Source organism: Spirillospora sp. NPDC048819 (assembly GCF_040650055.1).
Lineage (GTDB): Bacteria > Actinomycetota > Actinomycetes > Streptosporangiales > Streptosporangiaceae > Spirillospora.
Map to the genome: position 1 here is coordinate 21,809 of NZ_JBEZGN010000050.1, position 19,848 is coordinate 41,656.

Annotated in this window: 17 protein-coding genes; 9 read left to right on the top strand and 8 right to left on the bottom strand. The window is 73.7% G+C overall.

The window, feature by feature from the left end:
- Nucleotides 1-83: 83 nt before the first annotated feature.
- The gene (locus tag AB0C35_RS41170; RefSeq protein ID WP_358468384.1) at nt 84-956 is read left to right on the top strand and encodes an isocitrate lyase/PEP mutase family protein; all 873 of its coding nucleotides are present in this window, start codon (nt 84-86) and stop codon (nt 954-956) included.
- 133 nt (nt 957-1,089) lie between these two features.
- The gene (locus tag AB0C35_RS41175) at nt 1,090-3,945 is read left to right on the top strand and encodes an FAD-linked oxidase C-terminal domain-containing protein (protein WP_358468387.1); all 2,856 of its coding nucleotides are present in this window, start codon (nt 1,090-1,092) and stop codon (nt 3,943-3,945) included.
- Here AB0C35_RS41175 and AB0C35_RS41180 read toward each other — a convergent pair.
- Nucleotides 3,942-4,694 (bottom strand): IclR family transcriptional regulator, encoded by a 753-nt coding sequence (locus AB0C35_RS41180; protein WP_358468390.1) that lies wholly within the window; start codon nt 4,692-4,694, stop codon nt 3,942-3,944. The genes AB0C35_RS41175 and AB0C35_RS41180 overlap by 4 nt on opposite strands.
- A gap of 120 nt (nt 4,695-4,814) precedes the next feature.
- Here AB0C35_RS41180 and AB0C35_RS41185 point away from each other — a divergent pair, with 120 nt between their 5' ends.
- The 3 genes from AB0C35_RS41185 to dmpG are packed head-to-tail and all read left to right on the top strand — an operon-like array spanning nt 4,815 to nt 7,530.
- Nucleotides 4,815-5,612, top strand: coding sequence for a 2-keto-4-pentenoate hydratase (locus tag AB0C35_RS41185; protein ID WP_358468392.1), 798 nt, complete (start codon nt 4,815-4,817; stop codon nt 5,610-5,612).
- A complete protein-coding gene (locus tag AB0C35_RS41190; protein WP_358468395.1) occupies nt 5,609-6,505 on the top strand; it encodes an acetaldehyde dehydrogenase (acetylating) in 897 nt (298 codons plus the stop codon). The genes AB0C35_RS41185 and AB0C35_RS41190 overlap by 4 nt, the downstream gene beginning before the upstream one ends.
- Nucleotides 6,502-7,530 (top strand): 4-hydroxy-2-oxovalerate aldolase, encoded by a 1,029-nt coding sequence (dmpG, locus tag AB0C35_RS41195; protein WP_358468398.1) that lies wholly within the window; start codon nt 6,502-6,504, stop codon nt 7,528-7,530. Before AB0C35_RS41190 ends, dmpG begins: the two co-directional genes overlap by 4 nt.
- Nucleotides 7,531-7,600: 70 nt before the next feature.
- Here dmpG and AB0C35_RS41200 read toward each other — a convergent pair whose 3' ends face one another.
- Complete coding sequence (locus AB0C35_RS41200) at nt 7,601-7,969, bottom strand: STAS domain-containing protein (protein WP_358468401.1); 369 nt, start codon at nt 7,967-7,969, stop codon at nt 7,601-7,603.
- 139 nt (nt 7,970-8,108) lie between these two features.
- Here AB0C35_RS41200 and AB0C35_RS41205 point away from each other — a divergent pair, with 139 nt between their 5' ends.
- The gene (locus AB0C35_RS41205; RefSeq protein ID WP_358468404.1) at nt 8,109-8,699 is read left to right on the top strand and encodes a TetR family transcriptional regulator C-terminal domain-containing protein; all 591 of its coding nucleotides are present in this window, start codon (nt 8,109-8,111) and stop codon (nt 8,697-8,699) included.
- A 92-nt stretch (nt 8,700-8,791) separates the two neighbouring features.
- Entirely contained in the window at nt 8,792-9,640 is an 849-nt protein-coding gene (locus tag AB0C35_RS41210) for an SAM-dependent methyltransferase (protein ID WP_358468407.1), read from the top strand.
- A gap of 33 nt (nt 9,641-9,673) precedes the next feature.
- On the opposite strand, the gene AB0C35_RS41215 is transcribed toward AB0C35_RS41210, so the two are convergent.
- Entirely contained in the window at nt 9,674-10,621 is a 948-nt protein-coding gene (locus AB0C35_RS41215; protein WP_358468410.1) for a universal stress protein, read from the bottom strand.
- A gap of 150 nt (nt 10,622-10,771) precedes the next feature.
- On the opposite strand from AB0C35_RS41215, the gene AB0C35_RS41220 reads away from it, so the two are divergent.
- Entirely contained in the window at nt 10,772-11,512 is a 741-nt protein-coding gene (locus AB0C35_RS41220) for an aquaporin (RefSeq protein ID WP_358468413.1), read from the top strand.
- Here the strand turns inward: AB0C35_RS41220 and AB0C35_RS41225 are convergent.
- From AB0C35_RS41225 to AB0C35_RS41245, 5 genes are read right to left on the bottom strand one after another with little or no spacing between them, the layout of a single operon-like run.
- Nucleotides 11,509-13,113 (bottom strand): class I adenylate-forming enzyme family protein, encoded by a 1,605-nt coding sequence (locus AB0C35_RS41225; protein WP_358468416.1) that lies wholly within the window; start codon nt 13,111-13,113, stop codon nt 11,509-11,511. The genes AB0C35_RS41220 and AB0C35_RS41225 overlap by 4 nt on opposite strands.
- Nucleotides 13,114-13,125: 12 nt before the next feature.
- Entirely contained in the window at nt 13,126-14,370 is a 1,245-nt protein-coding gene (locus AB0C35_RS41230; RefSeq protein WP_358468419.1) for an ABC transporter substrate-binding protein, read from the bottom strand.
- The gene (locus AB0C35_RS41235; protein ID WP_358468422.1) at nt 14,367-15,521 is read right to left on the bottom strand and encodes a branched-chain amino acid ABC transporter permease; all 1,155 of its coding nucleotides are present in this window, start codon (nt 15,519-15,521) and stop codon (nt 14,367-14,369) included. Before AB0C35_RS41235 ends, AB0C35_RS41230 begins: the two co-directional genes overlap by 4 nt.
- Entirely contained in the window at nt 15,514-16,404 is an 891-nt protein-coding gene (locus AB0C35_RS41240) for a branched-chain amino acid ABC transporter permease (RefSeq protein WP_358468425.1), read from the bottom strand. Before AB0C35_RS41240 ends, AB0C35_RS41235 begins: the two co-directional genes overlap by 8 nt.
- Entirely contained in the window at nt 16,401-18,089 is a 1,689-nt protein-coding gene (locus AB0C35_RS41245; protein WP_358468428.1) for an ATP-binding cassette domain-containing protein, read from the bottom strand. Before AB0C35_RS41245 ends, AB0C35_RS41240 begins: the two co-directional genes overlap by 4 nt.
- Before the next feature lie 194 nt (nt 18,090-18,283).
- On the opposite strand from AB0C35_RS41245, the gene dacB reads away from it, so the two are divergent.
- On the top strand, nt 18,284-19,807 hold the full coding sequence (gene dacB, locus AB0C35_RS41250; RefSeq protein WP_358468431.1) for a D-alanyl-D-alanine carboxypeptidase/D-alanyl-D-alanine-endopeptidase: 1,524 nt from the start codon (nt 18,284-18,286) through the stop codon (nt 19,805-19,807).
- The last annotated feature ends 41 nt before the right edge of the window (nt 19,808-19,848 follow it).

The window sequence follows — 19,848 nt, forward strand, 5'->3', positions numbered from 1 at the left end:
ATCGGCTTCCACCGATAATCACCCTGGCGGACGGACTCGTCCCCAGCCAGGGACCTTCGTCCCGGAAAACGGAAGGTGGATCGATGCCCGACCTCCCGACCCCCGACCTCCCGGCGCCCGATCTGCTGCGGGCGAGACTGCACGCGGGACCTCCCGTCGCCGTCGCCGGCTGCCACGACGCGCTCTCGGCACGGCTGGCCGAGGCCGCCGGTTTCACCGCGGTGCACCTGTCGGGCGCGCTGGTCAGCGCCACCGCGCTCGGCCTGCCCGACCTCGGCTTCGCCGGAGCCGGCGACATGCTGGACGCGCTGCGTCGCGTCGTCGCCGGCACCGGACTGCCCGTCGTCGCCGACGCCGACACCGGCTACGGGGACCCGCCGCAGGTCGCCGAGACCGTCCGCCGCTACGAGCGGGAGGGCGCCGCGGCGCTGCACCTCGAAGACCAGGTGCAGCCCAAGCGCTGCGGCCACTCGCCCGGCGTCCGGCTGGTGGACCTGCCCGTCGCGCTCGCCCGGCTGCGCGCGGCCGTCGCGGCCCGCCGCCGGCTGATCGTGATCGCCCGCACCGACGCGCTCGCGGCGGCCGGGCCGAACGAAGCGCTGCGCCGGGTCGCCGCGTTCGCCGCGGCCGGCGCCGACGCGATCATGGTCGAGGGGGCGGTGGACGCGGCGACGGTCGGCCGCGTCCGCGAGGCGGCGGGCGGGCTGCCGCTGGTCGTCAACTGCTCCGCGGCCGGTCCCGCCGCCGACCCCCTGGACGTCCTCGGCGAGGCCGGTGCGCGGCTGGTGCTGTACCCGGTGACGGCGGCATTGGACGGCGCCGCCGCGATGGCCGCCGCCTACCGCGCCATCCTGCGCGACGGCCGCGCCCCCGCCCCCGCCATGACCTGGACGGAGCTCAACGACCTGCTGGGCCTGCCGGAGCTGAACGACCGCTTCGCCGACCCCGCCGGATGACCTCCGCCGGACGGCCGGCGGGCCCGCACGGCCGCCGCGTGGCGCACGCCGCCATGACCTACCGTTATAACCGTCCATCATGAGTCGATCGCGGGGTCCGGGCAGCACGGCCCCCGGAGACGGAGGCGGGGGCTTGAGCGGTCATCGCGAGCTGGTGGGGGCGCTGCGGCGGGCCGGGGTGAGCGGGGTCGACGACTCCGCGCTCGCGCGGTCGATGTACTCGTCGGACGCCTCGCTGTACCGGGTGCCTCCGCAGGTCGTGGTGACGCCGCGGGAGGCGGACGAGCTGCCGGCGGTGCTCGGCGTGTGCCGGGAGTTCGGGGTGCCGCTGACGATGCGGGGCGCCGGGACGTCCATCGCGGGCAACGCGGTCGGGGCCGGTGTGGTGGCGGACGTGAGCCGGCACCTGAACCGGGTGCTGGAGATCGACCCGGACGCGGGGACGGCGCTGGTCGAGCCGGGCATCGTGCAGGCGCGGCTGCATCGGGAGGCGGCACGGCACGGGCTGCGGTTCGGGCCCGATCCGTCCACGCGGACGCGGGCCACGCTCGGCGGCATGATCGGGAACAACGCGTGCGGGTCGCGGGCGCTCGGATACGGGCGGACGAGCGACAACGTGCTCGGCCTGGACGTCGTCACCGGTTCCGGAGAGCGGCTGCGGCTCGGGGACGTCCCCGGCGGCGGCGGAGGCTCCGCCCTGCTCGAACGGCTGCGAGGGCTGGCGGGTGACAACCTCGCCCTGGTCCGGACGGAATTCGGGCGGTTCGGACGGCAGGTCTCCGGCTACTCGCTCGAGCATCTGCTGCCGGAGAAGGGCTTCGACGTCGCGCGGGCGCTGGTGGGCAGCGAGGGGACGCTCGCGCTGACGCTGGCGGCGCGGGTGCGGATGGTGCGCGAGCCCGGATGCCGGGTGCTGGCCGTCCTCGGGTTCGGGTCGATGGCGGAGGCCGCCGACGCCGTCCCGGCGATCCTGCCGCACGGGCCGGTGGCGTGCGAGGGGCTCGACTCCCGGATCACCGGCGTCGTGCGGGAGCGGCGGGGAGCCGGCGCGGTGCCGCCGCTGCCGCGCGGGTCGGGATGGCTGCTCGTGGAGCTCGCCGGGCCGGAGGCCGGGGCGCTGCGGGCGGCCGCGCGGAAGGTCGCCGGTGAGTCCGGCTGCGTCGACTCGATGCTGGTCGAGGACATGGCGCTCGCCGACGCGCTGTGGCGGATCCGCGAGGACGGGTCGGGTCTCGTGGCGCGGACGCCCGGCGGCGAGCAGGCCCACGCCGGGTGGGAGGACGCCGCGGTGCCGCCGGAGCGGCTGGGCGTCTACCTGCGCGAGTTCGAGGCGCTGCTCGGCGGGTACGGGCTCTTCGGCGTCCCGTACGGGCATTTCGGGGACGGCTGCATCCACGTCCGCATCGACTTCCCGCTCGGGCGGCCCGGCGGGCGCGGGGTCTTCCGCGATTTCCTGGGCGAGGCGGCGGCGCTGGCGGCCCGGCACGGCGGCACCATGTCCGGGGAGCACGGCGACGGGCGTGCGCGGAGTGAACTGCTGCCGCACATGTACTCCCCCGAGGCGCTGGCGCTGTTCTCGGCCGTCAAGGACGTCTTCGATCCCGATGACGTGCTCAATCCGGGCATCATCGTCCGTCCGGCGCCCGTGGACGCCGATCTGCGCGCGGTGCAGGCCGTCCCGCTCACTCGCGGCCTGAAGCTCGCCCATCGCGACGATCGCGGCGACCTGTCGCGGGCCGTGCACCGGTGCACCGGGGTGGGCAAGTGCCGCGCCGACAACACCGCGTCGGGCGGCGTCATGTGCCCGTCGTATCTGGCGACCCGGGAGGAGAAGGACTCCACGCGCGGACGGTCCCGGGTGCTGCAGGAGGTCGTCAGCGGGAAGCTCGGGCCGGACGGCTGGAAGTCCGACGCCCTGCACGACGTGCTCGACCTGTGCCTTTCCTGCAAGGGGTGCGCGTCCGACTGCCCGACCGGCGTCGACATGGCGTCCTACAAGGCGGAGGCGCTGCACCGCAGGTACCGGCGGCGGGTCAGGCCGCGCGCCCATTACGCGCTGGGCTGGCTGCCCCGCTGGACGCGGCTGCTCGGCCGGGCCCCCGCGATGATCAAGGTCGTGAACGCCGGGATGCGGTCGAGGGCGCTGAGGCCCCTGGTCGCGTGGAGCGCGGGCATCGACCGGCGCCGGACGCTGCCCGCCTTCGCCCCCGTGACGTTCCGGCGCTGGTTCGCGTCGCATGCGAGCGCCGGGCCCGATGACGAGGAGCTGGGTCGCCACGGCGAGGTCGTCCTGTTCGTGGACAGCTTCACCGACGCGTTCTCGCCCGACGTCGGCAAGGCGACCGTGAAGGTGCTGGAACACGCCGGATACCGCGTCACCGTCACCGAACGTCCCGTGTGCTGCGGGATCACGTGGATCTCGACCGGGCAGCTGGACGGGGCGCGCGCGCAGGCCCGCCGCACCGTGCACGCGCTGCTCCCCCACGTCCGGCGCGGCGCGAAGGTCGTCGGGATGGAGCCGTCCTGCACGGGCGTGCTGCGGTCGGACGCGGAGGAGCTGCTGAGCGGGGTGGACGCGGCCGCGGCGCGGGAGGTGGCCGCCGCGACCCGCACCCTCGCCGAGCTGCTCGCCGAGACCGATGACTGGACGCCGCCCGATCTGTCACAGGTCACCGGGATCGCGCAGCCGCACTGCCACCACCACGCCGTCATGGGCTGGACGAAGGACGCCGCGCTGCTCAAGGAGGCGGGAGCCAACGTCGGCAGGCTCGGGAACTGCTGCGGGCTCGCGGGCAACTTCGGCGTCGAGAAGGGCCATCACGACGTGTCCGTCGCCGTCGCCGAGTACCAGCTGCTCCCGGCCGTGCGGAGAACCGGCGAGGGCGACGTCGTCCTGGCCGACGGGTTCAGCTGCCGCACGCAGCTGCGCGAACTGGCGGGCCGTGACGGCGAGCACCTCGCGCAGTTGCTGGCCCGGCATCTGCCCTAGCGGGCTCGCTGCCGCTGGCCGAGGGTGCGGGACAGGGTGAGGGCGGCGGTGTGGACGGCGGGGGCGACCGCGGCGAGGCGCATCCGGTTCGACCATCCCGACACCGACAGGGCGCCGAGGACCAGGCCGTCGGGGCCGAGGACGGGGCTGGCCGCGCAGACGATGCCGCGGCCGGACTCCTCCCGGTCGTAGGCGACGCCCTCGCGGTGAATCGTCTCCAGCTCCTTCGCCAGCAGCCCCGGCGCGACGACGCTGCGCTCGCTGGTCTTGACGAGCCCCGCGTCCAGGACGGCCTTCACCACCTCCGGCGGGGAGAACGCCAGGATCGCCTTGCCGACGCCGGTGACGTGCGCGGGCAGCCGGCCGCCCACCTGGGACGGCAGCCGGGGCCCGCCGGACGAGCCGAGGATCTCCACGTAGACGACCTCGCCGCCCTCCAGCACCGCGAGGTGGACGGTCTGCCGGGTCGCCTCCCGCAGGTCCGACATGTACGGGACGGCCGCGTCCCGCAGGACCCGCTGGCGCGGCACCCGCTGCCCGATCTCGAACAGCTTCAGGCCGAGCCGGACGCGCGTGCCCCGCCGTTCCAGCAGCCCGGCCTCGACGAGGTCGGCGGCGATGCGGTGCGCCGTCGACCGGGGCAGGCCGCTGCGGCGGGCGAGTTCGGCGGCGCCGAGGCCGTCGTCGTCCGCGCGGAAGGCGGTCAGCACCGCGACGGCGCGGCGCAGGAAGGTGTCGTCGGACGGCATGGCCCCAATGTAGAAGAGGTGTCCCACCACGCGGGACGGCCGCGTTGCCCGCGGCGCCCCGGGCGGGAGAGGCTCGCCCTGCGCGGACGACCACCTGCGCAGACGAGGAAAGGACAGCCCATGGACCCGGGTTCGGTGGAGAAGGCCGCGGCGGCGCTGCTCGACGCGTACGCGACCGGCACTCCCATCTCGCCGCTGACGGCGAACCATCCGGACATGTCGGTCGCCGACGCGTACGCGGTCCAGCTCGCGCAGGTGGAGGCGTGGACGGGCGCGGGCGCGCGGATCAAGGGCCACAAGGTCGGGCTGACCTCGGCGGCGATGCAGCGGCAGATGGGGGTGGACCAGCCGGACTTCGGCGTGCTGCTGGACTCGATGTTCTTCCAGGACAGCGCCCCGATCGACACCGGCCGGTTCCTGCAGCCCCGCATCGAGCCGGAGATCGCGTTCGTGCTGGGGCGTCCGCTGGCCGGGCCGGGCGCGACGGCCGCCGACGCGGTCGGCGCCGTGGAGTACGTGCTGCCGGCGCTGGAGGTCATCGACTCCCGGATCGCCGACTGGAAGATCACGCTCCCGGACACGATCGCCGACAACGCCTCCAGCGGCGGTGTCGTGCTCGGCACCCGCCCCGTCCGGCTGGACGGCCTGGACCTGTCGCTGATGGGCTGCCTGCTGCGCCGCGACGGCGACCTGATCGACACCGGCGCGGGCGGCGCGGTGCTGGGCTCGCCGATCAACGCGCTGGTCTGGCTGGCCAACGTCCTCGGTGAACGCGGCGTGTCGCTGGAGGCGGGCCATGTGGTGCTGCCCGGCTCGATCACCGCCGCGGTGCCGGTCGCACCCGGTGAGACCCTCACCGCCACATTCGCCGGGATCGGTTCTGTGACTGCCCGGTTCGGAAAGGAGGCACAGGCATGAGCAAGCTGAGCGCCGCGATCGTCGGTCCCGGCAACATCGGCACCGACCTGCTGGTCAAGCTGATGCGCAGTGAGCTGATCGACGTCCACTCGATGGTGGGGGTGATCCCGGGCTCGGACGGCCTGGAGCGCGCCCGCAAGCTGGGCGTCCCGGCGTCGGCGGAGGGCGTGGACTGGCTGCTGGCGCAGCCGTCCCTCCCGGACATCGTGTTCGAGGCGACGTCCGCGAAGGCGCATCTGGCCAACGCCCCGCGCTACGAGGAGGCGGGGATCACCGCGGTCGACCTGACGCCCGCGGCGACGGGGCCGCTGGTGTGCCCGCCGGTGAACCTGGACACGCTGTCGGACGCCCCCAACCTCAACATGATCACGTGCGGCGGGCAGGCGACGATCCCGATCGTGCACGCCGTCTCCTCGGTGGTCCCGGTGCCGTACGCGGAGATCGTCGCGTCGATCGCGTCCCGCTCGGCGGGGCCGGGCACCCGCGCCAACATCGACGAGTTCACCGTGACCACGGCCGACGCCATCGAGCGGGTCGGCGGCGCGGGCCGGGGCAAGGCGATCATCATCCTGAACCCGGTCGACCCGCCGATGATCATGCGGGACACGGTGTTCTGCGCGATCCCGGCGGACGCCGACACCAAGGCGATCACCGACTCGGTCGAGAAGATGGTCGCCGAGGTCGCCGCCTACGTGCCCGGCTACACGCTGCGCGCCGAGCCGCAGTTCGACGAGCCCCGCGAAATCTGGAACGGGATGGCCCGCGTCGCGGTGTTCCTGGAGGTCCGCGGCAACGGCGACTACCTGCCGCCCTGGGCCGGCAACCTCGACATCATGACCGCGGCCGCCGCCCGCGTCGGTGAGCAGCTCGCACGCAGGAAGGCCACCTCATGAGCGACGCCCAGAAGATCAGGATCACCGACTCGACGCTGCGGGACGGCAGCCACGCGATGGCGCACCGCTTCACCGAGGAGCAGGTCCGCGGGGTCGTGCACGCCCTCGACGGCGCCGGGGTGGAGGTCATCGAGGTCACGCACGGCGACGGCCTCGGCGGCTCGTCGTTCAACTACGGCTTCTCGCTGGAGGACGACGTCAAGCTCGTCGCCGCCGCCGTGGACGAGGCGGCCCGCGCCAAGATCGCCGTGCTGATGCTGCCGGGCGTCGGCACGGTCGAGGACCTGAAGCTGGCCCACGACGCCGGCGCGGCCGTCGCCCGGATCGCGACGCACTGCACCGAGGCGGACGTGTCGCTCCAGCACTTCGCCGCCGCGCGCGACCTCGGCATGGAGACCGTCGGGTTCCTGATGATGGCGCACCGCGTCGAACCGGAGGAGCTGGCGAAGCAGGCCCGGATCATGGTGGACGGCGGCGCGCAGTGCGTCTACGTCGTCGACTCCGCGGGCGCCCTCGTCCTCGGCGAGGCGCAGGAGCGGATCAGCGCGCTCGTCAAGGAGATCGGGCGGGAGGCGCAGGTCGGGTTCCACGGCCACCAGAACCTGTCGCTGGGCGTCGCGAACTCGGTGCTGGCGCAGCAGAACGGCGCCCTGCAGATCGACGGGGCGCTGTGCGCGCTGGGCGCGGGGGCGGGCAACTCCCCCACCGAGGTGCTCGTCCCGACGTTCGAGCGGCTCGGCGTCCCGACGGGAGTGGACGTGCAGGGCGTGATGGCCGCCGCCGACGACGTGGTGAAGCCGTTCCTGCACCGGCTGCCGTTCGCGGACCGGGGCGCGATCACGCAGGGGTACGCGGGCGTGTACTCCAGCTTCCTGCTGCACGCCGAGCGCGCCGCCGAACGCTACGGCGTCCCGGCGCACGAGATCCTGCAGAAGGTCGGCGAGGCCGGTTACGTCGGCGGCCAGGAAGACATGATCATCGACGTTGCGCTGCAGCTCGCCGCCGAACGCGAGCGCGCCTCGTAGCGGCGAGGACGGGAGCCCGCTCAGGGACGGGAGCCGCTCGGCCGAAGGGGCCGGGGGCTCCCGTCCGGCGCTACGGGCGCCGGTCGTGGAGTTCGTCGATGGCGTCCTGGACGGTGGGGCGGGTCTCCAGGACGGCCCGTCCCCGGAGGTCCGCGCAGGTTCCGGGGTAGTGCGCGGCGATGACGTGGCCGCCCGCGCGGCGGATGCGGCCCGCGCCGTCGGCCAGCGCGTCGACGCCGACGGAGTCGCAGCCGACGACGCCCTGGAGGTCCATGGCGACCAGGACGCGGCCCTCCAGTCTCCCGATGCGGTCGATCCAGCGGTTCAGCCTGGGGACGTTGCCGATGACCAGGTGCCCGCCGAGCCGGACGACGATGCAGCGCCGCTCGATGGTGATGTCGATCGACAGCGGCAAGGCGGTCGCGGCGTCGTCGCTCACAGCACGCCTCCGAGCGGACCACCGCGTTCCATCTTGGGACGTTTCATCCTTGCACAGTGCAAGGATGGCCGGAACCGCAACGCCCGAAGTCCGCGCTGATGATCTTTGCACGATGCAACCGTTGGGATAGCTTGGCGGCATGACCCACGAGGACCATCGCGCGTCGACTCCTCGCGGGCGGGCGCGCCGGGAACAGCTCGTGCGGATCGGCCTCGATCTGCTCGCCGAGGGCGGCTGGGCGGCGATCACGGCCCGGGCCGTCGCGGACCGCGCCCGCACCCGTCCGGGCCTGCTCCACCACTACTTCAACGGGCTGCCGGGGCTGCACGTCGCCGTCGCGCAGCGGGCCAGCGAAATGATCGTCGATCCGGTGGTGGACGCACTGCTGGCGGCGCCGGACACCCCGGCCGCGGTGCGGGCGCTGCGCGATCTCGTCCCGGACATGGTGGCCGGCGAACGCAACCTCAGGCTGGCCGCCGAACTGCTGGTCAGGGCGCTGCGCGACCCGCGGATGGGCGCCGAGCGCCGGGACTGGTCGCGCGCCCTGCGGAGCCGGATCGCCGAGCGGCTGGCGCAGCTGTGCCCGGACTGGCCGGTCGAGCGCCGCGAGGGCACCGCCATGCTGTTCACCGCCGTCCTGGACGGCCTGCTGCTCCAGCTGATCCTCGACCCCGACCTGCCGACCGACCCGGCGCTGGACGCGACCGCCGCGCTGGTCGCGAAGCCATGATCGTTCTTCGCCGGATCGGAGGCGGAACGGGCACGGGGCCACTAGCCTGAAAGCCCCTATAAGCGCATCTTTCGGACGGTCAGGAGCGCACGGTGGGCACAGACGAAGTCCCGGCCGAGATCCCCCACGACATCCCCACGTCCGCCCGCGTCTACGCGTGGTCGCTGGGCAGCAAGGACAACTACGAGGTCGACCGGCAGTTCGCGCTGCGCAGCCTGCCCTCGTTCCCCGAGTTCGTCGACATCACGCGGGCGAACCGCCTGTTCCTGTACCGGGCCGTCCGGTACCTGACGGAGGAGGCGGGGATCAGGCAGTTCATCGACATGGGCTGCGGGCTGCCCACCGACGACAACGTCCACCAGGTCGCGCAGAAGTTCGCGCCCGACGCCCGCGTCGTCTACGTCGACATCGACCCCATCGTGCTCGCGCACGCCCGCGCGCTGCTGGCCGGCGACGGCTCCACGGTCGTGATCACGGCCGACATGCGCGACCAGACGGCCGTCCTGGAGCACGAGGAGACCAGGCGCCTCATCGACTTCGACGAGCCCGTCGCCGTGCTGTTCCTGTCCATCGGCCACCATCTGCTCGACGCCGACGACCCGCCCGGCGTCCTGCACCACGCGATCGACCGCGCCGTCCCCGGCAGCCACCTGGCCTTCAGCCAGGTCGTCTGCGACGACCCCGTACGCGGCGCCGAGGTGGAGGCCAACGCGAACAACGCCGGAATGCCGTGGCGCGGCCGCAACCGCGCGGAGGTCGACGCGCTCTTCCGGAACTACCTGGAGCCCGTCGAACCGGGCCTGGTGGACGTCGTGAACTGGCGCCCCGACCCCGACCAGCCGCCGCTCGCTCCCGTCCCGGACGAGCTGCTGCCGTACGCCGGGGCCTCCAAGGTGGGACGCGACCTCACCGAGTACGGCGGCATCCTCCGCAAGTCGTAGCCGCCGGCCGCGGCCGGCCATCAGCGGGGCCGGTTATTGGACGGGCCAGTCGTCGGGTGCGGTGTCCCGGTCGAAGGTGTGGGCCCAGGCGTCCCGGGAGTGCCGGCCCGGGACGACCGCGACGGGGCACCGCGCCTCGCGGAGCATCCCGGAACTCGTCGCGCCCAGCCGCTCGGAGCCGGTTCCGCGGTCGCCCAGCACGAGGAGCCCGGCGCCGTCCGCCGCGTCCCGCAGCACCTCGCTCGGGCGTTCCAGCAGCAGGGAGACCGTCACGTCGACCTCCGGGCGGCGTTCCCGCCACGGCGCGACGGCCTCCTCCAGTTCGGCGGCGCGCGTCTTCTCCAGCAGTTCCCTGTCGTTGAACAGCGCCAGCTCCGGTTCGCTCACCGCCGCCGGCTCCCAGCATCCGTAGACGACGTGCAGGCCCCAGCCGCGCAACGCCGCCTCCACGAAGGCGAAGCCGAGCGCGGAGTCGCAGCCCGCCGTCCCGTCCGTGCCCACCACCACCAGGCGGGGCCGGGACCGTCCGCCGGCGACCACGATCACCGGCCGCTCCGACCGCGCCGGCACCTCGAGCGCCGTCGCCCCCTCCTCCAGCCGATCGTTCGAGCCGATCACGAGGAGTTCCGCCGCGCCGGACGCGTGCAGCAGCGCCTCGGTCACCGGCCCCCGCATCAGGCGCCGGCGCACCGTGCCCGGCGCGCCCAGCCTCCGCGCGCGGCGCACGCCCCGCTCCAGCAGGTTCTCCCCCGCCCGCTTCATGATCGCTTCGGCGTCCGGGTCCTCGTGGCCGCTCGCGTACGGCCAGTGCCAGCAGTGGCAGATCACCAGGTCGAGGTCGCGTCGCCGCGCCTCCTCCACCGCCCAGCGCAGCGCGTCGTCGTTCTCCAGCGTCCCGTCGTAGCCGAACAGGACGTGCGGTCTTCGAATCCCCTCTGAGCCGTCCATGTGCCTGCCCTCCTCCGTCCAGTCTGCGCTCATCGGGCGCGCTCCAGAAGAGGCGAAGGTCCCGGCGCCCTCACGGAAGGTCAACCGGACGCCAAATCTCCGGCAGAAATGATCATTCGGCGCGGATGTCCCGCGTCTCCCGGGGATAGGTGGAGCGAACCGGCTGATCGAAGAGGGGGACGCGTGGTCAGAAGAGTCGCGGCGGAACTCGTGGGCACCCTGCTCCTCGTCTATTTCGCGGTGGGGGTGGCGACCCTGTCGTTCGGATTCGGCGTGGCGGGCAACAGCCCCTCCGCGGGGGTCGTGGCCACGGCACTGGCGTTCGGCTTGGTGCTGCTGGTCCTGGTCTACGCGATCGGCCCGGTTTCGGGCTGCCACATCAATCCGGCGGTCACGCTGGGCGTGCTGCTCGCCCGCCGGATCTCGCCCGGGGACGCGGGCGGCTACTGGATCGCCCAGTTCGTCGGCGGGATCCTCGGCGCCCTCCTGCTCTGGCTCACCTTCTCCGGCTCCGCGATCTACAGCCGGTCCACGACCGGCCTGGGGGCGAACGGGTGGGGCGAGGACAGCCTCATCCAGATCAACGCGGGCGGCGCGTTCCTCGCCGAGGCGATCCTGACCGCGCTGTTCGTGTTCGTCGTCCTGTCCATGACGAGCTCGACCGCCATCCCCTCCGTCAGCGGCGTGGCCATCGGGCTGGCGCTCACCCTCGTCCACCTGATCGGGGTCCCGATGACGGGAACGTCGGTCAACCCGGCGCGGAGCCTGGGCCCGGCCCTGATCACCGGCGGCTCGGCCCTGGAAGGGGTCTGGCTGTTCATCGTGGCCCCGATGACCGGCGCCGTCCTCGCCGCGGCGGCGCACAACTACCTTGAGCCGACCAAGGAGACCCCGCTGCCGCCTACGGAGCCCGGCCCGCGCTAGCCGCGGCCCCGGCCCGCGCCGGCCGCGGCGCGGCGGCGCAGTTCCGCGCGCCTGACCTTGGCCGAGGCGGTCAGCGGCAGTTCGTCGACGACGGTCCAGCGGCGGGGCACCTTGAACGGGCTGAGCCGCTCACGACAGTGCGCGGTGACCGCGTCCGCGTCGAAGTCCACGCCGGGCTCGGGGACGACGAAGGCGACCACCAGCTCACCCCACCGGGTGTCCGGAACGCCCACGACCGCCGCGCGCGCCACGGCGGGGTGGCCGGTGAGGACCTCCTCGACCTCCTCGGGGGCGACGTTCTCGCCCCCGGTCTTGATCATGTCCTTGAGCCGCCCGGCGATGCGCAGGCGTCCCCCGGCGTCCATCACGGCGAGGTCGCCGGTGTGCAGCCAGCCGCCGGCATCGATGGCGCGGGCGGTCGCCTCCGGGTCGCCGTGGTAGCCGCGGGTCAGCCGTGCGCCGCGGAGCAGCAGCTCCCCGGCCCGGCCGATCGGGACGACCTCGCCGGCGGGGTCCACCACCCGCACGTCGGTGCCCTCGATAGGGGTGCCGACCGTGGTGCGGCGGACCTCGGCGCCATCGGCCAGGGGCGCCGTCTGCAAGGCGCAGCCGCACGTCTCCGTCATGCCGAACGTGACCGACAGCGGCGCGCCGAAGCGCGCCTCGATCGTGTCGACCATCGCGGGCGTCAGGGGCATCCCGCCGGTGAACACCACCCGCAGGTCGCGCGTGTCGGTGCCGGCGAAGTCCGGATGGTCCATCAGCAGGTGCAGCAGCGTCGGCGCGGCGGACAGCAGTGTCGCCCGCCGGGCGGCCACGGCCTCCAGCACGGCGGCGGGCTCGAACCGCAGCACGACGTGCTCGGCGCGCTGCCACAGCGCGCCCATCGTCCCGAGGACGTTGCCCGCGGTGTGGAACAGCGGCATCGGGTTGACCCACACACCCCCCGGCGGCAAGCCGATGCGCCCGGCGAACGCATGGGAGGTGAGCACCATGCCCTGGTGGTGGATCAGTACGCCCTTGGGCCGTCCGCTCGTCCCTGAGGTGAACTGGATCTGCGCCGGCGAGTCCGGGGCGACCGGCGGGAGGACCGGCGCCGGCCCTTCCGCCCGCAGTTCCCGCCAGTCCCCGCCGAGGCGCACCACCGTTTCGAGCCGCGCCGCCCTGGACGCGGCCTCGCCGGCCACGTCCGCGTCCTCCTCGCGGACGTACAGTCGCGCGGCCTCCGACAGGCCGAGCGCGTGCGCCAGCTCGTCCGGCCGGGCCTTCGGGTTGACCGGTACCAGCACCATGCCGGCCAGCGCCACGCCGAACTGCAGAAGGACCGCCTCGGGCCCGTTGGCCAGGTACGTGGCGACGCGCGTGCCGGGCGGATGGCGGAGCAGCAGCGACGCCGCCACGGCGGTGGCGTCGGCCAGCAGCTCCGCCGCCGTCCAGCTCTCCGCCGGCCGGCTCCCCGGGCCCCGCCCGGCCGGGACGGTCAGGACGACGTCGTCCGGTCCCAGCCGGGCGGCCCGGCGGAGCACGTCGCCGACCACCGCCTCCTCGAGCCGCGGGCTCGGCGCGCCGCGGATTTCCGACCGCCGGAGCGTGTCCGTCATGGTGCCGTCCGCTCAGTCGAACTTGTAGCTGAGGGCGCTCGGGCCCTCGATGGTGTCCAGCACCTTCAGCCCGCCCGGCGCCTTCGCGTCGACCTTGGAGACGAACACCGTGCGCGTCGGGGGCTTGCCCACCTCGGTGAAGTTCAGCTTCCCGGCGAACAGGCCCTGGGTGTCCAGGTCGGACGTCTTGCGCATCGCCTCGACGACGCCCTTGGGCGTGAGGTCACCGCTCTTGCACGCCGCCTCCAGCGCCGCGGCGAGCAGCTCCGCCTGCCCGTAGGCGAGCGGGACCTCCCAGCCCTTGGCGCCGTCCGGCGCGGCCTTCTCGAACATCGCGGTGGACTTCTTCACCCCGGCGCCCTCGCCGCTGTACGGCGCGACGCTGGTCACCGTGTAGAAGTTCTTGATCAGCCCTTCCCTGGCGGGGGTGTCGAGCAGCGCCGGGTTGAACGTGGGCGTGTTCCCGATGAGGGGGACGTTCACCCCGTTGGAGGCGAGGACGCTGGCCAGCGAGGACAGCTGCGACGGGGCGGCGCCCAGGATGACGCCCTTGACGCCGGCCCGCTCCAGCGCGGTCGCCTGGGCGGACATGTCGGAGTCCTGCGGGGTGATCTTGATCGGGTGGATCTTCAGCCCGCGCTCCTTGGCGGCGTGCTGAGCGCCGGCGAGGGAGTCGCCGCCGAAGTCGCCCTCGAAGTAGACGTGCCCGATCGTGCTGCCCTCGGGGACCTTCAGGGTGTCGACGAGGTAGTCGATGGCGTTGGCGGCCTCGATGCTGTAGGTGGTGCCGGGGACCTGCGCCACCTTGTACTTGAGGGCGACGCTGGCCCAGCCCATGCCGCCGACGTAGAGGTCGTCCTTCTCCGCGAGCGGGAGGATGGCCGCGACGACGGGCGAGCCGAGCACCTGCTGGAGCGCCACGACGTCCGGCGACATGCTCCGGTAGAGCGACACGGCGCGCTGCGGGTTGTAGCCGTGGTCGCGCACGTCGACCGTGATCTTGCGGCCGCAGATGCCGCCCTCGGCGCTCTTGGCCGCCCAGTACGCCTTCTTCTCCGCGACCTGGACGGCGGCGCCGGCCTTGAACGGCCCGGACAGGTCGGTGAGGACGCCGATCTTGATCTCGGAGTCGGTGACGCCGTTGCCGGTGCGGACGCCCTTGTCGTCTCCTCCGGATCCGGCGTTGGGGTCGGTGGTGCTGCATGCCGCTAGCGCGACCAGGCACACGGCCGCCGCTGCGAGGGGACGGAATGTCATGGGGTGGTCTCCTTCAGGCTGGAACGTTCGGCAGGACGCGTGGACCGGGCCGGCCCCCCGGTCCGTTCGGTGCGGACCCCCGCACGGCGCAGGGCCCCGGAGAGCCCGCCGCGCAGGAAGATCAGGACGGCGATGATCGCGACGCCGTAGACGAACCGGCTCAGCGTGGCGGCGTCGAGGCCGCCGGAGCCGGGCGCGGAGAGGAAGGGCAGCTGCGAGCTGTACTGGACGAGCAGCAGCGGCAGCACCGAGACGAACACCGCCCCGGCGGAGGCGCCCGCGATCGAGCCGGCCCCGCCGAGCACGATCATCACCAGGTAGTCGATGGACACCGTCAGCGCGAACGAGTCCGGCGCGATCCGGCCGAACGCCAGCGCCGTCAGCGCGCCGGCGATCCCGGCGTAGACCGAGGAGACGGTGAACGCGGTGGCCTTGACCCGGGCGACCTGGATCCCGACGGACGCGGCTGCGGTCTCGCCGTCGCGGACGCCGGCCATCGCCCGTCCCGCCCGCCCGGCCTTGATGCCCCGGCCGAGGAGCGCCGCCAGCAGCGCGATGACCAGGAACAGGTACCAGAGGCGGTGCAGCTCCCCGAACGGCGTCCCGAGCACCGCGAGGTACTCGGGGTTCTCGTCGCTGAAGCTGAAGCCGGGCACCGCGAACGCCTCGACGGTGCGGCCGTTGTACCCGCCGGTGACGTCGTCGGCGTTGAGCCAGACGTGCCGGCCGAGGAACACCAGCCCGAGGGAGGCCAGGCCGAGGTAGATGCCGCGCAGCCGTCCCGCGATGGGGCTGAACAGGGCGCCCGCCGCGCCCGAGACCACCGCGGCGGCGATCAGGGCCAGCACCGGCGGCAACCCGAAGCCGGACATGTCGTCCTCCTGCGCGCCGGCGAGGAGGGTGTAGGTGTAGGCGCCGACGCCGAGGAAGAACGCGTGCCCGAGCGAGAGCTGGCCCGCGACGCCGACCAGCAGGGTGAGGCCGATGGCCCCGACCACCGCCGCCATCGCGAACAGCCCGGCCTGGAGCCAGAAGTCGGTGAGCCACAGCGGCCCGGCGACGGCGGCGAGCAGCAGGGCGCCGCCGACGGCCCGGGACGGCGTGACCCGCTGGAACCGGGCGAGCCCGAGAGCGTGCGGCCGATCAGACACGAATGGCCTCCTTCTGGCCGAACAGCCCGTGCGGGCGCAGCAGCAGGACCAGGACCATCACCGCGTACGGGACGACCTCGCCGAAGCCGCTGCCGAGGAAGTGCAGATCGGACTCGTAACCCACCGCGAGCGCCTGCGCGACGCCGATGACGAGCCCGCCGACGACGGCGCCCGGGACGGAGTCGAAGCCGCCCAGCACCCAGGCGGGGATGGCGGCGAAGGCGATGACGGAGATGCCGGGCTCCACGCCGGGCGTCGGGTAGGAGGTGAGGAACACCCCGGCGACGGCCGCGAGCGCACCGGCGATCCCCCACCCGATCGCGCTGGTGCGGCTGAGCCGGATGCCCATCAGCGACGCGGTGTCGGGGTCGGCCGCCGCCGCGCGCATCGCGACGCCCCAGTCGGTGCGGGCCGCCAGCACCCCGAGGGTGCCGAACAGCACCAGCGCCGCCCCGGCCGCGATCGCCCGGGACGCCGGCAGGCTGACCCCGGCCACCGTGACCACCGACGCGCCCCACGGCGCGCCGTTGCTGAGGACGTCGTTGCCGATCTGCCTGGTCAGCTCGGTGAGCAGCAGGATGTCCACGCCGATCGTCAAGATCGCGAACACCCCGGGGTCGCGTTCGGCGACGTTCCGGACCAGCAGCGCGTTGATCAGCGCCGCGACCAGGGCGGCGCCCAGGACCCCGGCCGCGAGCGCGAGCCAGAACCCGAGCGGCGACTGCAGCCGCGCCACCAGGTAGGCGCCGAGCAGCAGCACCGAGCCGTGCGCGAAGTTCAGCACCCCGGTCGACTTGAACACGACCACGAAGCCGACCGCGATCAGCCCGAGGACCAGCCCGAGCGACACGCCGTTGACCAGCTGTGTCAGCAGATAACTCATGCCGCCTCCGACCCGAGGTAGGCCCGCAGGACTTCGGGGTCGCGCTGGACCTCGGCGGGCGTGCCGTCGGCGATGAGGCGGCCGAAGTCGAGCACGGTGACGCGCTCGGCCAGGCCCATCACGAACGGCATGTCGTGCTCGACGAGCAGGATGGAGATCCCGAGCTCGCGCTGGACCGCCATGATCGTCTCGGCCATCTCGGCGGACTCGCCGTGGTTCATCCCGGCGACCGGCTCGTCCAGGAGCAGCAGGGTCGGCTCGGCGCACAGCGCGCGTCCCAGCTCGACCCGCTTGCGGTCGCCGTAGGAGAGGGTGTGCACGGCCCGGCCGAGCAGCCCGGCGATGCCGAGCAGGTCGGCGACCCGGCCGATCTGGGCGCGGTGCTCGCGGTCCTCGCGGCGGGCGCGCGGCAGGCCGAGCGCGCCGCCGAGGACGCCGGACCGCATCAGCCGGTGCCGTCCGGTGAGCAGGTTGTCGGCGACCGTCGCGTCCAGGGACAGCGAGATGTTCTGGAAGGTCCGCGCGACGCCGAGCCCGGCGATCTGGTCCGCCCGCAGCCCGGTGAGGACCCGGTCGCCGTACCGGACGGTGCCCTCGGCGACCTTGTACGCGCCGCCGAGGACGTTGATGCAGGTCGACTTGCCGGCCCCGTTCGGGCCGATGAGGGCGTGCACCGTGCCGGGCGCGATCTCGAAGGACACGTCCATGAGCGCGGTGACGCCGCCGAACCGGACCGTCACCCCGTCCACGCGCAGCGCCTCCGCGCGCACGGCGCGGTCGCCCGCGCCGGCGCGCATGGCCTTGGCCAGGCCGGTCAGCCCGGTCAGCCCGCCGTCCCCGGTGCCGGCGGCGTCCGATTCGGTGTCGGCCTCGGCCTCGGTGCCGGTGTCGGTGTCGGCGGCTTCGGTCGTGCCGCCGCCGAGGTAGCGGCTGCGGATCTCGTCGGTGCCGGCCAGCACCTCGGCGGGGCCGGACGCGGCGACCTTCCCCACCTCCAGCACGTAGGCGCTGCCCGCGACCCGCAGCCCCATCACGGCGTTCTGCTCGATCAGCAGCACCGCCGTGCCCTGCCGGTTGATCTCCGTGATGATCTCGCCGATCTGGGTGACCAGCTGCGGCGCCAGGCCGAGCGACGGCTCGTCCAGGAGCAGCAGCCGGGGCCGGCTCATCAGCCCGCGGCCGATGGCGAGCATCTGCTGCTGGCCCCCGGACAGCAGCCCCGCCCGCTGCCGGCGCCGACCGGCCAGATCGGGGAACAGCTCGAAGACCCGGTCGAGGGCCTCGCGCTTGGCGCGTTCCGCCGCGGTGAACCCGCCGGCCCGCAGGTTCTCCTCCACCGTCAGGTCGCGGAACACCCGCCGCCCCTCGGGGACCTGCGCCACGCCCGCCCGCACGATCTCCGCGGTCGGCAGGCCGCCGATGTCGCGTCCGTCGAGGCGGACGGTCCCCGCGGTGATGCCGCCGCCGACGGAGCCCAGCGATCCGGAGACGGCGCGCAGGAGGGTGGTCTTCCCGGCGCCGTTGCCGCCGAGCACGGCGACGACGCCGCCCCTCGGGACCTGCAGGGACACTCCGCGCAGAGCGCGCACGGCACCGTCGTAGCCGACGTCGAGACCCTCGACGGCGAGCAGCGGATCGTCGGGGACGGCGACGGTGTCCCGATCAGGTTCGGACTTGGTGGGCATGAGGCCTTCCCTCCACGCGGGGAAATCGGGACGCTTACCTCGACCGCGAGGAACGCTAGACAAAGTAGTGTCGCGCGTCAAGGGTTGTTTGTATATTAATGTGATTAAGATCACTCTAGCGGCCACCTGCGCGGACGCCCCGGGGTCGCGGAGGTGCTTGGGGGCCCGGCGCCGCCTTCCTAGACTCGGATGTCATGATCAGAAACGTCGGGGTCGCCCTGCTGCTGGGCGGAAGCACGGTCCTGGGCGGCGCCGCCGCCGTCCCCGCCCACGCCGCCCCCGCCGATGGCCTGGCGGAGGACCTGGACGCCGTACTCCGCGACGGGCGCCTCCAGGGCGCGGCCGTCGACGTGGTCGTACGCGACGCCAGGACCGGCGAGTTCCTCTACGACCGCGACGGCGGCGGGCAGGTCACCCCGGCGTCCAACAACAAGCTGCAGACCGCGGCGGCGGCCTTCGGCATTCTCGGCCCCGGCTACCGGTTCCGCACGACGGTGAGCGTCAAGGGCGGAAACCTCTACCTCAAGGGCACCGGCGACACCACCATGCGGGCCGCCGAATACGACCGCCTCGCCGCGGCCGTCGCCGCCGCGGGCATCACCGAGATCAAGGGCGACCTCGTCGCCGACGACACGTGGTTCGGCGCCAAGCGGACCCCCGACGACTGGGATCCCGCGGACCTCCAGTACGCCTACGCCGGGCAGACGTCCGCGCTCACCGTCTCGCCCAACGACGACTTCGACGCGGGCTCGATCGAGATCTCCCTCTCCCCCGCCGCCCGCGAAGGGGACCCCGTCCGGGCCGGGCTGACCCCCGGCACCGGCGTCGTGAAGATCGACAACAGGGCGGTCACCGGCCCGCCCGGATCGCCGTCCACCCTCGCGGTCGACCGGAGCAACGGCGCCAACACCATCGTCATCACCGGCTCCCACCCGGCGGGCGCGGCGCCCACCAGCGTCCTGCGGACGGTCGAGGGGCCCACGCTGTACGCGGCGGACGTGTTCCGCAGGGCGCTGAAGGCGCACGGCGTCCGGGTGTCCGGCACGACCGAGCGCGGCAGGACGCCGCCGGGCGCCCGGACGGTCGCCACCCGGACGTCGATGCCGCTGTCGCGGCTCGCCAAGCCGTTCCTGAAGCTCAGCAACAACGTCATGGCCGAGACCCTCGTCAAGGCGATCGGCCGCAAGGTGCGGGGCGAAGGCACCTGGGCGGCGGGGCTGCCCGCCGTCACCGCCCACATCCGGCGCCTCGGCGTCGACACCTCCCAGGTGACCATGACGGACGGCTCGGGCCTGTCGCGCGGCAACCGCACGACGGCCGTGCAGCTCAGCACGCTGCTGAGGAACGTCCGGAAGCGGCCGTGGTTCCCCGCCTGGTACTCGGCGCTGCCCGTCGCCGGGCAGCCGGACCCGCTGACCGGCGGGACGCTCGCGAACCGCATGCGGGGTACCGCCGCGGCCGGGAACGTGCACGCCAAGACCGGGACGCTGACCGGCGTCACCGCCCTGTCCGGCTACGTGACGGACCCCCGCGGCCGCATGCTGATCTTCTCCAGCGTCTTCAACGGCTACTCCGGAGGGGCGCCGAAGGACATCGAGGACGAGATCGCCGTGCGCCTCGCCACCGGCGGCGACGGCGCCCGCGCCGCCCTGCGCCGGATGGCCCCGGTCGACGGCGGACACCTCGAAAGCACCTGGACCGGCGGCCTCCGGCCCTAGCCGGGGCATGTCTCAAGCGGCCCCGGCTTCGAGGCACACCT